Raw genomic sequence first — 14750 nt, 5'->3', positions numbered from 1 at the left:
AACGTCGCCCCCTGGTGCCCTGCCCGTCATCGCCCACGTTCGTCGGTGATCCCCTGCGGCGTGTGTCACGCCAGAGCACCGAGCCAGCATACCCGTCCCCGATGGCGTGGCGCATGTGACCCCGGCGGGCGGGGATGACAGCCGATCTGGTGGGGCCTGGCGGACCGGCGCGGGTATCGAGGGTTCAGCGCGACCGGTCGAGCAGGCGGCGCAGGCGGCTTCTTGCCCGCGTCGGTGGCGCCGATGCGGACGCGGATTCGTCGAGGGAGCGGATGACACGCGCAGGGACTCCGCCCACCAGGGTGTTGGGCGGGACGTCCGAGACGACGACCGCCCCGGCCGCGACAACGGCGCCCGCGCCGATCGAGACCCCGCCGACGACAGTGACGGCGGCACCGATCCACGCGCCGTCTCCGATCGTGATCGGATCGAACCGCCCCTTGCCGGCGCGTCGCGACGCCGGTCCGATCTCGTGGGTGTCGGTGACCAGGCGGACGAAGGGCCCGATGTTGACGCGGTCGCCGATCGAGGTGTTCGGGCGGACGTAGGCGTCGCGATTGATGTAGACCCCGACGCCGATGTCGATCGGTCCGAGGAACTCGCCGCCCCGGAGGATCTTCGTCCGCGCGCCGATGCGCACCGGCTCGTTGCCGAGGAAACGGGCAGACGGTGAGATCACGCAGTCCTCGGCGATTTCGGTCGTCACCGTCACATTATGCCCGTCGGTGAGGACCTCGATCCGCACGGCCCGACGAGGAACCGGGTGTGCCCGGCCGCTACACTCGAAGGGCGCCGCGAACCTTCGTCCCCACGGTCGTGCTGCGACACCGACGCCGCCTCACACTTCCCCAAGGAGTACGATGTCTCGCCTTTCGCCCCGAGATCTGGTCGCAATCGCCGTCTTCCTCGTCGGGGGAGCGGTCATCGTCGTCCTCGCGCTCGTGGGGCAGATCGCGTGGGCGATCGCCGCGCTGGGGGTGCTTGCGGCCCTCGCCGGAATCATCACCCGGGTCGAGTTCGCAAGCCGTCGCAGAAGCCTGCAGCGTCAGGAGAAGCTGGACCGTACGACCCTTCGCGCGAGCGAACAGGCCCTGGCTGCGACGCGCGAGATCGCGGCCGAACTCGCCGGCGCCCGACGGGAGATTGCCGAGGTCGGGGCTCAGGTCGTCTCGGCGACGACGAACCTGGACGCGACCCGCGCCGAGCTCATGGACGCGGCTGTCGCTACTCGCGCTGAGGTGAAGGCGGCGACGAAGGCCGCCGAAGCCGCTCATGCGCGCGTCAACACGATCCCGGGTCAGCACCGCCGCCTTGCAAGCGATCTGGTCACCGACGTGCAGGCGCTGTTCCAGCTCATGCAGCGCTACTCGCCCAGCGCGCCGCTGCCGCTCGTGGCAGGGTGGGCGCTCAGCCCGGCCGGGTTGCTGTACCTGGCCGACTCGATCGAGCGGCGGCAGGCGGAGCTGGTCGTCGAGTGCGGCAGCGGCACCTCCACACTGTGGGCTGCCATGGCGATGAGGCACAAGGGATCGGGAAGGGTCCTCGCCCTGGAGCACCTGGACGCGTACGCCGAGAAGACGCGTGCTGTGCTCGAGGCGCACGGCCTGTCGGAGTGGGCGGAGGTGCGGGTGTGCCCGCTTGTCGACGTCTCCACTCCGCGGGGCGAGTTTCGCTGGTATGACTTCGACGTCGAGTCGCTCGGGCGAAGCATCGACATCCTGCTCGTCGATGGCCCTCCCGGGACGACCGGGCCCCACGCCCGCTACCCGGCGCTGCCGCTGCTCGCACCCAAGCTCTCGGAGCCGAGCCTCATCGTCGTGGACGACGCTGAACGGCCCGACGAGCGGGAAACGATCGGCTTCTGGACCGAGGAGTGGGCAGGGCTCACAGTGACCGGTTCGCCCGGGCGTGGCGTGGTGGTGCTCGAGAGCCGTTCGCTCAGCGGAGGACCTGCGGTCTGACTTCCCGCTTGGCTGAGGTTCGACCGGTCATCGCGGTTCAGCGCCTCAGCAGAGCGTGCCTGAGTCTCAGTGCTGCGGGGCGGAGCCACGGTGCGATGTCGATCACATTCCGCGCGGCCGGTGTCACCTTTCGGACAGCCCGAGCGCTGAACGACTGATCGAAGCTTGCGTCCGCTTGGCGGGGCGACTTGCGAGTCGCACGACGACGTTCCCGCGGCCTTCGAGCCTCGGCGCTCTCCTCGGCGAAGAGGATGGTCAGATCGATGAGGCGTCTGGCGTCGTCGATCGTCGGCTCGGGAGAGTGGCTCGCCGGGAGCGTTCCGGACACCAGCTGCTGGTAGAGCGTCGCGAAGTCGTAGGAGCGCTCGCGTTCGGCGGCGGAGAGGGATGCCGCGGACAGCTCGCGGTACAACTCGGGATCCGCGGCGATTGTCGCGATCTCCGATGCGAGTCCGGCGGCGTCCCGCTGCGGGGCCGTGACGATCCCCTTGTTCCCCTCCGCGAGTGCCAGCCAGGGCATGTCGTACATCGCCACCGGCAGGCCGCGTGACTGTGCTTCGGGGATGGTGAGCGGGTACCCCTCGATGATGCTCGTGTTGATGAAGATGTCGGAGGAGTCGATGGCGGCGAGGAGGTCGTCTCCGTAGAGTGGACCGATCGCCTGGACGCGATCTCCGACCGCCAGCTCGTCGGCGAACTCGTTCAAGCGGGCCGCCGTCATCTCGTTCCAGTCCGGGCCCACGATACGCAGCCGGAAGTCGACGCCGAGTCTCCGCAACTCAGCCGCGACCCGGACGAGCTCGCAGACGCGCTTGGTGCGCTGTTCGAGTCGCCCCCACCACACCAGCTCGAGCGGGCGGCCAGTGGGCGCCTCCCGTGGGTCGGAGACGCGCGAGGCGCTCGCCAGCAGCGGTGAGGGTGGATTCGGCAGATAGGCCACGCGCGGCATCCCGCGCAGCTTCCAGAACGCGACGTCGGTCGGCGACAGCACGACGAGCTGAGCGAGCGCGCCCATGTTGCGGGTCTGAAAGTCGAGTCGGGTGATGCCGAGGAGCACCGACCGGCCGGCGAAGTTGTGCGACCACCCGATGGTCGCAGCGCCCTCCGCGCGCGCGGCAAGGGCGAATGCGGGCCACCGATTGGCATAGAGCCAGTGGTGGTCGATGACGAGGTCGACGCCGTATTCACGACATGCGTCCGCCCACTGCGCCAATTGGCCCGCGAGGTTCTTCGAGTCGTCGATCTGGACGAAGGCGGCTCCCCGAGGGACGAGCGACTGGTCGCTTCCCGGCTCCCGTGCGGCGATCGTCACCCGGAAGCCGGCCTCGAGGAGCAAGCGAGCCTGGGACAGCAGGACGCCCGTCACGCCGCCCGTCTGGAGGACGTTCGTCGTGAGCAGGATGCTGCGCGCGGGACGCTCGCTCAGGTCGATCCGGTTCGTGTGCGCGGCGAGCTTCTCTAGCGCGCCCGGTCGGAACTTCGCGGTCGCATGCACGATCTCGCGCGCCGGGGCGCAGGAATACAGATGCGCAAAGGTCTCCGCGAGCAGGTCCTCGCTGGTGTGCTCGGCGAGGTAGTAGGTGGTGTAGGCGACGATCGACAGACGGGCGGAGTCGTATGTGGCGCGCACGAACGCGGGGTCGGTGCTGCGGTCCGCGATGACGTCGACCGCAGGTGCGATCGTATTGATCGAGTGGATCGCTCCCGAATAGAACCGCGCCCACTCGAGGTCGTGGACCTTCTGTCCGCTACCCCCGCGACCGAAGTGGTAGCGATAGAGGCGATCCGGCAATGTCTCGTATCTCGTCGCAAGCGCAGCAGCGAGGAACGTGATCGGCAGGTCGTTGACCCGTGGGAGGACGAGGTCGTCGGGCATCAGCGCGTACGCGTCGCGGAGCAGCTGCGTCCGGAAGAGGAACCGCCACAGCTGACCTTGCGCCGGCTCGTCGATGGGGAAGAGTCCGCGCAGTACGTCGACGCCTCTCAGCGAGCCGTTGCGCGGCTGGAGCCGGAGCTCGAATCCACCACCGGTGCTCCCGTCGCGTCCAACGACTTCGATACCGAACTGAACGAGATCGGCCTTTGTGGCCGTCGCCTTCGCCAGCGCCGCCTCCGCGGCATTGTGTGCCAGCTCGTCGTCTCCGTCGAGGAAGAGCAGGTGGGCGCCACGCGCCGAGCGCACCCCCACGCCGCGGGCCTGGTATGCCGACATGTTCTGCTCCTGGCGGATGATGCGCACCCGCGGATCACGCTCGGCGTACTGCTGCACCACGTCGGCGGTCCGGTCAGAGGACGCGTCGTCGACGACGATGACTTCGATCGCGGCCAGTGTCTGGCGGAGGCAGCTGTCGAGAGCTCCCGCGATCACCTCCTCGTCGTTGTAGACCGGGATGACGATCGAGACGAGCGGGATGGTGTCCATATGTGATCTCCGTCGTTGCTGCGGGAACTCGTAGGGCGCGGCAGAGCGAATTCGCCGAGTGGCGCGGTCAGCTGCGCAGGAGTGCGTGCTTCACGCGGCGCGCGAGCGGGCGCAGCCAGGGGGCGAGAGCCAGAACGTTGTGGCCAGTCCCCGTCAGCTTGCGTTCCAGACGCTGCCCGAGCGAGCGGGGGGTGCTGGCGGAGGCAGCCCGTCGGCGTCTCTTCGAGGACGACCTGGCTGCCTCGGCGCTCTGCTCCGCGCTCCGCTCTGCGTAGAAGAGCAGCAGCTCGAGCGAGGCGCGGGCGTCCTCCAGCGTCGGCTCTGGGGAGTACTCGGCCGGAAGGCCGCCGGACACGAGCTGCTCATAGAGCCGAGAGAAGTCGTAGGAGGTGGCGCGCTCGGCCGCCTCGATCGATGCACGCGAGAGCGCCTCGTAGCGTTCCGGATCGGCAGCGAGCGCAGCGACGGCGGCGGCGAGAGCGCCTGCGTCGCCCTGACGGACGGCGATGACTCCGGGGTTGTCCTGGGTGGGAATGAGCCACGGCAGGTCGTACATCACGACCGGAAGACCGCGGGACTGCGCCTCCGGAATCGTCAGGAGGTATCCCTCGATGATGCTGGTGTTGATGAAGATGTCGGAAGAGTCGATAGCGTCGAGCAGGTCATCGCCGTGGCGCGGGCCGGTGACCTCGACGAGCCCGTCCAGACCGCGTCGCGTCACCAGTGTCGACAGCTGGGCAGCGCTCATATCCGTCCAGTCGGGGCCGATGATCCGCAGCCGGAAGTCGACGCCGAGGCTCTTGAGCGATCGCGCAACCTCGACGAGATGCGTCACCTTCTTGGTGTGCTCCTCGAGTCGACCCCACCACACCACTTCGAGCCGGCGCCCCACGGGCGCGGGCTTCGGCTTCACACCACCTGCCGAGGTCAGCAGCATCGGAGACGGCGGGTTCGGCAGGAAGGCCGTGTGGGGGATGCCGCGCAGCTTCCAGAACGCGACGTCGAGGGGGGACAGCACAATGAGCTGTGCCAGCGCTGGCAGGTTGTCGTGCAGCAGCGTGTGCAGGTCAGTGCCGTTGTACGTCGGGCGACCCGCGAAGTTGTGGAGCCAGCCAATGGTGGCGGCACCGGATGCCCGTGCCGCCAGGCTGTAACCCGGCCAGTCACGCGAGTACAGCACTCGGTGGTCGATCACGACGTCGATCTTGTGCTCTCGGCACACCTCGGCCCAGCGGGCCAGACGGTCCCGACGGCTGGAGCCCGAAACCTCGACGAGAGTCGCCCCGGCGGGCACCAGCGATGCGTCGCTGCCCCGGATGTGTGTCGCGATCGTCACACCGTATCCCGCCTCGAGGAAGACCTGAGCCTGAGTCCGCAAGACGTTGGACACGCCACCGGTCGTCAGAATGTTCGTCCTCAGGAGCACGTTTTGCACGGGCTTCCGGCCCAGCTCGACACGAGTTCCGAGGCGACTGATGGTCGGCAGCGTCTCAGGTGCGAAAGTGGACGCGGCGGTGATGATGTCGATCTCATCCGCGTGCTCACGCAGCGCCTCGATCTGCCCCGCCTGGCGATCGGCGGGCGCGCGATGAATGCACACAAGCGCCCGGGCGACGCGCGACAGGCGCAGAGCCTCGTAGCCGTCCACCAGCGGCTCGGGATTGGGACTGTGCCGCGCCCATTCCCGCACGATGGGCTGGGTCGCTGTGACCGCATCGACCGCGTGCAGAGCCGACGACAGCGCGGCGCCTGCATGCGCGATCTCTCCCGCGCGGCTGCTGAGGAGTCGCAGGTGCGAGGGCTCCTCGAGGGGTGCGTACGTGCGCGCGGCCGCGCACGCGAGGAACACCTCGACCACGCCTTCTGCATCGTCGTCGGGTGATTCCGCCGGCAGGGCCGCGTGAACAGTGCGAAGGAGCTCTGTGCGGAAGAGGAATTCCGCGACGCGTGACTGCGGGCCGGTGTCGGCCGGGAACAGGCGTCGCACGATGTTCTCTTCGTGCAGGACGTCGTTGCGGGCTTTCTGTACTCGCTCCGGGATGGCGTCGCCGCCCCGCGGGCCGGGCCGGGCGGCGAAGCCGACGATGTCCGCGTTCGCTGCGATCGCCTTCTGCTGTGCGTCGCCGGCTGCCTCGCGGATCAGCTCGTCGCCGGGATCCAGGAACATGACATACGGGGCCGTCGCCGCAGACACCCCCGCCCGTCGCATCCCCCCGGCTGAAGAGAGCTCACTTCGCACGACGCGAACACGGGCATTCACGCCCGCCAGGCGCTCTGCGATGGCGGGGTCCGCAGAGCCCGCGATGACGCACAGGATCTCGATGTCCTGTATCGACTGGTCGATGCACGACTGCAATGTGCCTCTGATCCGCGCGTCGTCGTGGACGACAGGGACGATGAGAGAGACGAGAGGCGACGTGGACATCTTGATTCCGTGGGTCAGGGGCGGCTAGCTCGATGCCGCTGCGGCTCGGTAGACCGCCGCGTACTCGGCCGCGATCGCGTTGGGGTCGCGGGCGTCGAGCCGGGGTCGGCCCGTAGGGCGCTGATCCCTCAACGTCCCAACGGCTGCTTCCAGCGTCACGGCCGTGAGGCGTCCGGTGTGGAGGCGCACCCAGTCGTGGCCGACCTCGTCGGCCAGCAGTCGGGTGGCTGGGGTGTCCTCGACCAGCACCGGGCGGTCGAGAGACAGCGCGAGCATGATCATGGCGAGGCTGTCGTAGTCGTCAGGTGCAGCCACCACGACGAGCTCGGCGAGTGAGATCTCCTCGACACGGACACTGTCGGAGAGGGGTTCATCCCGGAGGCTGATGCTGCTCGGATAGCGAGTCAGGGTGCGGTCGAAGGAAGCCCGGAGGGAGTCCGGTATCTGTCCCACGATCCGGAGACTGCAGTCGGGGAGATCGGCGTAGGCGAAGACCTTGAGGGGCGCCTCGTACGCTGCCGGGACGGCGGAAGGAGAAATGAAGAGAAGGTGTCCGGGCACCGATTCCCCGCGCGGGTAGCCGAGGAAGCGATCCCGTAGATGGCTGTGCCGGATCACGATCGCCTCGCTCGGGGTGCGGGTCGTCGGGCTCAGAGCGATGAACGACGTGGTCGCGCCGTCGAGGATGGCTTCGGCTCGCGATGTCGGCCGCGCGCCGGCCGTGTCCTCGTTGTGCAGTGTTCGCACGAGCGCCACGCCGTTGCGCTTCAGCGCCTTCGCGAATTGCGTGGCACGCCTCACCTGCTCGGCCTCCGAGGTGCTGCGTTCGCCGATCACCGCGCTGGCCGACGTCAGGTGGATCACGTCGACGTCCGCGGCCGGACGCGGCCGGGCGCGGAACTCGTAGACGACCCCCGTCGGTCCGTTGCCTGCCGCGTTGTCGCCGATCAGCTGGTCCACGTAGGCCACGCGATGCGACGGCGGTCGCGAGGCGACAACCACACGCAATGGTGCGAGTTTCGGTCCCCCGTGAGCGCTGTCGCCGGCGTCTCCGCGCACGCCGAACGACGGAGACGAAGACGGCGAAGACACGCGCTAAGAATAGACTGGGGCGCGGTGAATAGGAAAACGACTCAGAACGTCTTCGCGCAGCTGAGCGGGCAAGACGACAATCTCGGAGACTCGGCTCTCCGCATCGCTTACCTCGACGCGCTTCGCGGACCGGGTCGGCATGTCCACGTCTATCTGATGAACCCGACGACGGACTACACCGCCGGCTTCACAAAGGCTCCGGATGTGACGTTCTACGACGACTGGGGACCGTGGATCCGCGCGCAGAACGAGTCGATCCGACCGGTGCACGCGATCAACGCCGGTGAGATCAATCCCGGGGCGGGAGTGTTCCCCGGTCCCCGCCGCTCGGCCGAGTGCGCGCGAGTCGTGGCCGCCGGCGGTGCGGTGATCGTCGCCGGCATCGGTCTCCGCAACGTCGAGAGCGCGGCTCAGGTCACCTTCGACCGAGCGTTCCGCGACGCGTCGGTGGTGTCCTGGAGGGACCAGGGATCGCGTGACGCCGCCGGATTCGGCGACTACGCGCCGGACTGGGCGTACTCGGAGGGGCCGCCATCGTCGGCGTGGACGGATGCCGGGGACCGCTCCCTGCTCGCCGTAACGCTGCGATTCGACCGCCCCTGGCCCGGCCAGGAGTGGATCTCGGCGACGCGCGCATTCGCGGCGAAGACCTCCACTCGCATCGTCACGGTCGCGCAGGTTGCGCGCGACGCGCCCCGCGCGGTTCACCTTGCAGAAGCCCTCGGCGGTGAGTACCTCCCTGCGCGGAGCATGCGACACGACGACCTTGACGCCCATGTCCGCGGTGTATACAGCCGGTCGCTCGCGGTTGTCAGCGACCGTGCGCACGGGCTGATCATGGGGGCTACGGAGGGTGCGTATCCGATTGGATCCGGTAGCGATCCGCAGAAGATCTCTCGCCTCCTTGCGGCGGTCGGCCTGGGCGGGCTGATCGGCCGCTATGACGAGCTCTCAGAGTTCTCCGACCGCTTCGAGGCTCACCTGCCGAGCCTTGCGCCGGCGATCGACGCGGCCAGGGCCGATGTCGCCGACCTGACCGCACGCATCCGCGCCGCGATGGACGCGGTCGCCTGACACGCCGACGACCGGACTCGATGCGGGGCCGGCCCGTCACAGCTCTCTCCCGGGCTCCGCTCGGGAGCCGAGGTATCATCACATGGGCTGTGCGCGGGACGGTCCCACGAAGTAGGTGACGGTCAGAGAGGTAGCGAGTTCCTTGGTGGATGCACGCCTTCGCGCCCCGGCCGACGGCCTCTACGAGGTCGGTCGCAGGCCGCCCTTCGGTGCGTACCTCAAAGAAGCATGGCGTCGCCGCAGCTTCGCGTTCACGCTGGCCGGATACCGTTTGATCGGCGGGCTGCTGCAGAACCGCCTCGGGATCCTGTGGATCGTTCTCAAGCCCGTCCTGACCGCCATCATCTACGGGACGATCTTCGGCTTGATCCTCTCCCACTCGGCTCGCCCCGCCGACTTCGTGCCCTACGTGCTGACGGGCGTCTTCGTGTTCGAGTTCTTCACGGGCTGTCTGTCCGGTGGCTCGCGCGCCATCACCGGGAACGCACGCCTCGTCCAGAGTCTGGGATTCCCACGCATACTGCTGCCCGTCTCGGTCGTGATCGAGCAGGCGATGCGGATGGTCCCGACGACCGTCCTGCTCGGCATCCTGCTACTGGTCTTCGGGGTGCCGATCAGCTGGTCGTGGCTCCTGGTCATCCCGATTCTCGCGCTCATGGCGGTCTTCAACTTCGGTGTCGCGCTGATCGTCGCCCGTATGTCCGTCTGGACTCGCGATGTTCAGCAGTTCATTCCGACCGTCAATCGTGTGCTCTTCTATGCGAGCAGCGTGTTCTTCCAGGTCGACCTCGTGTTCGCCGACAACCCGGTGATGCTCACGATCGCCCACAGCATCCCCACGTATGACTTCATCGCGCTCGTGCGCGGTGTGATGCTGGTCGATCATCCGACGCCCATGCTCGCCGCGATCCTGGCGCCCGTGTGGGCCGTGCTGGCCATCGTGGTCGGCGTCGTCTACTTCTGGAGAGCGGAGGCGAGGTATGGCCTCAGTGAGTGAGTCGGCGCGGCCGATGATGGTCGTGGACGACGCGCACGTCACCTACCGCGTGTACGCGTCGGGCAAGCGGATGAGCGCGCGCGACACGATGTTCAGCATGCAGGCGCTGCGCGGTGGACGCGGCCTGAAGACCGTTCCCGCACTCAGGGGTGTCACGTTCTCGGCCTCGGAGGGCGAAACAGTCGGGGTCATCGGCCACAACGGATCCGGCAAGTCGACGCTGTTCCGCGCGATGAGCGGACTGATCCCCACCTCGCAGGGGACCATCTGGGCCGCCGACCGTCCGGTGCTGCTCGGCGTCAACGCCGCACTCGTTCCGGAGTTGTCGGGAGAGAACAACATCAAGCTGGGCCTTCTCGCGATGGGATTCACGCCCGAAGAGGCTTCCGCTCAAGTGGATGAGATCGCCGATTTCGCCGAGCTGAACGAATTCATCCATCACCCCATGCGCACCTACTCGTCGGGAATGGGCGCACGGCTGCGTTTCGCAATCGCCTCAGCGAAGGCCCACTCGATCCTGCTGATCGATGAGGCGCTGTCCGTGGGCGACCGGCGATTCAAGCTCAAGAGCGAGCAGCGCATCCGCGAACTCCGCGACAGTGCGGGCCTGGTCATGATCGTGAGTCATTCGGCGAGCTCGCTCCGTGACACGTGCGAGCGGGTGCTCTGGGTGCACAAGGGGGAGTTGCGCGCCGACGGCCCCTCCAGAGACGTCATCAACGACTACGTCAAGTGGACCAAACAGGGAACCACCGCCGTCGGGGCGGCATCGACGTCCAAGACGGCATCGAAAGCGAAGACGGCCTCCGCCGCCCGGCGGATGCAGGCGAGGGTCGCATACCGTGCGGCGGCCCAGGCTACGGCTGCTGCAGCGGCACCCGCGAACGCCGCACCCGCAGCGCCGAGAACGCCGACCGGACCGGTCGCTCACGCGACCTCGCCCGGGACCGTTCGCCGTCGGCGGTTCTACCAGTCCGTGCGAGAGCGCAGCCGCCGCGAGATCACCGCGCTCGCGATCACCGGTGCTGCGATCCTGCTCGCGGTGGGCGCCGGGGCGGCGATCGCGGTGGTGACACTCCTGCCCTGAGGTGCCGGTCTCCGGGGCTAGCTGCCGTGCAACCACTTCTTCGCGCGATTCGCAACGGGGCGCAGGCCAGGCAGGCGCCTCAGTGCCGCCTTGCCCACCGGTGTGGCCGACTTCCAGAGCCGAGCGCCCACTGACGCATCCGACCCATTCGCTCGACCCCGCCCCCGCGACCGTTCGGCGAAGAAGACCATCAAGCCGAGCAGTTCTCGCGCATCAGCGAGCGTCGGCTCGGGGGAGAAGCCGGGGGGCAGAGTGCCGGTGACGACCCCGCGGTACAGCTCCGCGAAGTCGAACGAACTCGTCCGCTCGGCCGCCTCCACAGAAGCTCGGGAGAGCGCGGTGTACCGCTCCGGATGGTCGAGCAGATCGGCGATCTGGCGGGCGAGGCCGCGCGCGTCGGCCTGCGGCACGGCCACGATTCCTTCATTGTGCTGCGCCAGGGTGAGCCACGGAAGCTCGTACATGAACACCGGCAACCCGCGAGCCTGAGCCTCCGCGATCGTGAGCTGGAAACCCTCGATGATGCTCGTGGAGACGAAGGCGTCAGCGGCGTCGATGGCGTCGATCAGCCGTGCGCCGCGCAGAGGACCTACGGCAACGACGTGGTCGCCGACACGACGCCGGTGCGCCTCGCGGTTGAACTTCTTCGCGGTCATGTGGTCCCAGTCCGGACCGATGACCTTGAGGCGGAAGTCGACCGACAGCCTGCGGAGCTGAACCCCCACCTCGATGAGTTCGCGCACCTGCTTCGTGTGCTGGTCCAGGCGTCCCCACCACACCAGCTCGATGCGACCGGCGGGCGGCGTTCTGGCTACCGGATGCGACAGCGACTCCAGCAGCAGCGGCGAGGGCGGATTCGGCACGTATACGGTGTGTGTCACGCCGCGAAGCTTGAAATACGCGACATCCAAAGGAGACAACACGACGAGTTCGGCGAGCGTGTTGCTGCACCGTTCGATGAGCGAGAGCCGGTCGTTGCCGTCGTAGATCGGCCGTCCGACGAAATTATGCACCCAGCCGATGGTCGAGGCGCCCTCGGCGCGCGCCATGAGCGCGTACTCGGGCCAGTGCGGCGTGTAGAGAATCTGATGGTCGATCACCACGTCGACCTCGTGCGCGCGGCAGATCTCGGCCCACTCGTCGAGACGCTCGACCAGGTCGCGCCCGGCCAGCTCGACGAATGCCGCGCCCGCCGGGACGACGTCTCTGTCGCTCCCGCTCTTGCGGGCGACGATCGTCACACGGAAACCCGCGTCGAGCAGGTAGCGCGCTTGCGAGGCGAGGACGGCCGACACGCCTCCGGTGCGAAGCGTGGAGGTTGTCAGCAGGATGCTGCGGACCGGCCGGTCACCGATGCCGTGCCACGTGGCGTGGAACTTCAGCGTCTTCAAGGTGGCGGGGTAGAACCTGGCGGCCGCGATCACGATGTCGTGCGCCGGCGCCAGCGTGTGGAGATGTGCGAGTGCGGCGTCGAGCACCGCGCTGTCGCTCCGCTCTATCAACTGGAAGCACACATGTCCGATCATCGAAAGCCGGGCGGACGCGTACGTGTCGAGTAACAGCAGCCCGTCCGCGCCCGTGCCGGCGAGTTCGTGCACCGCAGGGCCGATGCTGTCGATCGATCGGATCGCAGACGCGTAGAACTCCGCTCGTTCCACGGTGTCGACGACGTGACCGCTGCCACCCCGCCCGAAGTGGTATCGGTACAGCTTGTCGTCGATCGAGACATACGTCGTCGCGAGGGCGGCGGTCAGAAACATCAGCGGGAGGTCGTTCACGCGGGCGAGCATGAGGTCGTCGGGCAGCAGCGCGTACGCGTCGCGCAGGAGGCGGGTGCGGAAGAGGTATCGCCACAACTGGCCCTGGGCGGCCTTGCCGATCGGGAACAGCCCGCTCAGCACCGCCGTCCCGTCGAGGGAACGATGCGGGGGTTGCAGCCGGCTCTCGTACGCGCCGCCGGTGCGGCCATCTCGCTCCACGACGGTGACGCCGAAGCCGACAAGGTCGGCCCCGGATGCATCTGCCTTCGCGAGTGCCTTCTTCGCGGCATCCGCCACCAGTTCGTCATCGCCGTCGAGGAAGAGCACGTAGGCGGCCCGCGCGGCCAGGATGCCGGTTCTCCGGGACTGGAAGGCGGATCGATTGGTCTCCTGACGGATGAGACGAACGCGGGGGTCGCGGGCGGCGAGGCGCTCGATCACCGCGGCCGTGCCGTCAGTCGACGCATCATCGACGCAGATGATCTCGATGTCGTGGACCGTTTGACGGAGCGCGCTCTGGAGTGACGAAGCGACCGTCGCCTCGTCGTTGAAGACCGGCATGACGATCGAGAGAAGCGGTGCCGAACCCATCGCGCAATTCTATTGTGCGCAGTACGCCCGCCGATTGGGAGCAGTCCGCGGGCACGGATACCCTTACGCAATGAAGATCGCCATCGCCGGCACGGGCTATGTGGGCCTTTCGAACGCCGTCGTCCTCGCCCAGCACCACGAAGTGGTCGCCGTCGACATCGACCCCCACAAAGTCGAACTGCTCGAGAAGCGACGCTCGCCGATCATCGATCTCGACCTCGAAGAGTACCTCGCCACGCGCGAGCTCAATCTGCGCGCGACACTCGATCATGCGGGCGCGTACCGGGATGCCGACTTCGTGGTCGTCGCCACACCGACGAACTATGACGAGGTGAACAACTTCTTCGACACCTCATCGGTCGAGGGGGTGATCGACGACGTTCTCGCAGTCAACCCCGGCGCCGTGATCGTCATCAAGTCCACTGTTCCGGTGGGCTTCACGGCGAGCATGGTCGCGCAGCATCCGGATGCAACCATCATCTTCTCGCCCGAGTTCCTGCGGGAGGGGCAGGCGCTCTATGACAACCTGCACCCATCGCGCATCGTCGTGGGTGACAGTGGGCCCGCGGGTCAGCGGTTCGCCGCGCTGCTGGCCGAGGGCGCTCTCGACGACGACGTGCCTGTGCTGCTCACGGGATCGACCGAGGCCGAGGCGATCAAGCTCTTCGCCAACACCTACCTGGCCCTGCGCGTCGCCTACTTCAACGAGCTCGACACCTACGCAGCCGTGCACGGCCTCAACTCGCGGCAGATCATCGAAGGCGTCGGACTCGACCCGCGCATCGGCACGCACTACAACAACCCGTCGTTCGGCTACGGCGGGTACTGCCTGCCGAAAGACACGAAGCAGCTGCTCGCGAACTACTCCGAGGTGCCGCAGAATCTCATCGCCGCGATCGTCGACGCCAACAGCACCCGCAAGGACTTCGTGGCCGCCGACATCCTCGCGCGGAGGCCAGAGACGGTGGGGGTCTATCGGCTGGTCATGAAGTCGGGCTCCGACAACTTCCGGGAGTCGTCGATCCAGGGGATCATGAAGCGCATCAAGGCGAAGGGTGTGAACGTCATCGTCTACGAGCCCTTCCTCGAAGACTCCGACTTCTATCACTCCGAAGTCGTGCGCGATCTCGACGACTTCAAGGCCCGCGCCGACGTCATCATCGCCAATCGGTCGACCGATCTGCTCTCGGATGTGGCTCACAAGATCTACACGCGCGACCTCTACGGTCGCGACTGAGCTGTGCGACTCTCCGCGGGCCGAGAACGGCTTCGTAGTAGCCTGGAAGACGACCCCCGACCACTCCGAGTGCAGTTCGGGGCACATGTATGCAGTCGACGGAG

The 14750-nt window shown here is 67.6% G+C and carries 10 protein-coding genes; 5 read left to right on the top strand and 5 right to left on the bottom strand.

Going from position 1 to position 14750, the window contains the following annotated elements; all coding sequences use genetic code 11:
* Positions 1 to 184: 184 nt before the first annotated feature.
* The gene (locus ACFC1W_RS03685) at positions 185 to 706 is read right to left on the bottom strand and encodes a DapH/DapD/GlmU-related protein (protein WP_375988767.1); all 522 of its coding nucleotides are present in this window, start codon (positions 704 to 706) and stop codon (positions 185 to 187) included.
* Between the two features lie 154 nt (positions 707 to 860).
* Here ACFC1W_RS03685 and ACFC1W_RS03680 point away from each other — a divergent pair, with 154 nt between their 5' ends.
* Positions 861 to 1961 carry a class I SAM-dependent methyltransferase gene (locus ACFC1W_RS03680; RefSeq protein WP_375988765.1) on the top strand — a complete coding sequence of 367 codons (1101 nt, stop codon included), beginning with the start codon at positions 861 to 863 and terminating at the stop codon, positions 1959 to 1961.
* Positions 1962 to 1998: 37 nt separating this feature from the next.
* Here the strand turns inward: ACFC1W_RS03680 and ACFC1W_RS03675 are convergent, their stop codons facing one another.
* From ACFC1W_RS03675 to ACFC1W_RS03665, 3 genes are all read right to left on the bottom strand, one after another.
* Entirely contained in the window at positions 1999 to 4383 is a 2385-nt protein-coding gene (locus ACFC1W_RS03675; RefSeq protein WP_375988764.1) for a glycosyltransferase, read from the bottom strand.
* 67 nt (positions 4384 to 4450) lie between these two features.
* Positions 4451 to 6808, bottom strand: coding sequence for a glycosyltransferase (locus tag ACFC1W_RS03670; protein WP_375988762.1), 2358 nt, complete (start codon positions 6806 to 6808; stop codon positions 4451 to 4453).
* Positions 6809 to 6832: 24 nt separating this feature from the next.
* Entirely contained in the window at positions 6833 to 7777 is a 945-nt protein-coding gene (locus ACFC1W_RS03665) for a hypothetical protein (protein ID WP_375988759.1), read from the bottom strand.
* Between the two features lie 147 nt (positions 7778 to 7924).
* On the opposite strand from ACFC1W_RS03665, the gene ACFC1W_RS03660 reads away from it, so the two are divergent.
* The 3 genes from ACFC1W_RS03660 (at position 7925) to ACFC1W_RS03650 (ending at position 11058) form a co-directional block, all read left to right on the top strand.
* A complete protein-coding gene (locus tag ACFC1W_RS03660) occupies positions 7925 to 8974 on the top strand; it encodes a polysaccharide pyruvyl transferase family protein (RefSeq protein WP_375988756.1) in 1050 nt (349 codons plus the stop codon).
* Between the two features lie 145 nt (positions 8975 to 9119).
* Positions 9120 to 9971: an ABC transporter permease gene (locus tag ACFC1W_RS03655; protein ID WP_375988753.1), complete on the top strand. Its 852-nt coding sequence runs from the start codon at positions 9120 to 9122 to the stop codon at positions 9969 to 9971.
* Positions 9955 to 11058, top strand: a complete 1104-nt coding sequence (locus ACFC1W_RS03650) for an ABC transporter ATP-binding protein (RefSeq protein ID WP_375988750.1) — start codon at positions 9955 to 9957, stop codon at positions 11056 to 11058. The genes ACFC1W_RS03655 and ACFC1W_RS03650 overlap by 17 nt, the downstream gene beginning before the upstream one ends.
* A 17-nt stretch (positions 11059 to 11075) precedes the next feature.
* On the opposite strand, the gene ACFC1W_RS03645 is transcribed toward ACFC1W_RS03650, so the two are convergent.
* Positions 11076 to 13409, bottom strand: a complete 2334-nt coding sequence (locus ACFC1W_RS03645; protein WP_375988747.1) for a glycosyltransferase — start codon at positions 13407 to 13409, stop codon at positions 11076 to 11078.
* A gap of 70 nt (positions 13410 to 13479) precedes the next feature.
* On the opposite strand from ACFC1W_RS03645, the gene ACFC1W_RS03640 reads away from it, so the two are divergent.
* Entirely contained in the window at positions 13480 to 14646 is a 1167-nt protein-coding gene (locus ACFC1W_RS03640; protein ID WP_375988744.1) for a nucleotide sugar dehydrogenase, read from the top strand.
* The last annotated feature ends 104 nt before the right edge of the window (positions 14647 to 14750 follow it).

This window comes from Microbacterium sp. NPDC056003 (genome assembly GCF_042274785.1).
Lineage (GTDB): Bacteria > Actinomycetota > Actinomycetes > Actinomycetales > Microbacteriaceae > Microbacterium.
This window is presented reverse-complemented; position numbering and strand designations above follow the sequence as displayed.

Excerpts from the sequence above, each read along its gene's own strand:
- ACFC1W_RS03645 (WP_375988747.1), bottom strand. The coding sequence starts at position 13,409 with ATGGGTTCGGCACCGCTTCTCTCGATCGTCATGCCGGTCTTCAACGAC.
- ACFC1W_RS03650 (WP_375988750.1), top strand. The coding sequence starts at position 9,955 with ATGGCCTCAGTGAGTGAGTCGGCGCGGCCGATGATGGTCGTGGACGAC.
- ACFC1W_RS03670 (WP_375988762.1), bottom strand. The coding sequence starts at position 6,808 with ATGTCCACGTCGCCTCTCGTCTCTCTCATCGTCCCTGTCGTCCACGAC.
- ACFC1W_RS03680 (WP_375988765.1), top strand. The coding sequence starts at position 861 with ATGTCTCGCCTTTCGCCCCGAGATCTGGTCGCAATCGCCGTCTTCCTC.
- ACFC1W_RS03640 (WP_375988744.1), top strand. The coding sequence starts at position 13,480 with ATGAAGATCGCCATCGCCGGCACGGGCTATGTGGGCCTTTCGAACGCC.
- ACFC1W_RS03675 (WP_375988764.1), bottom strand. The coding sequence starts at position 4,383 with ATGGACACCATCCCGCTCGTCTCGATCGTCATCCCGGTCTACAACGAC.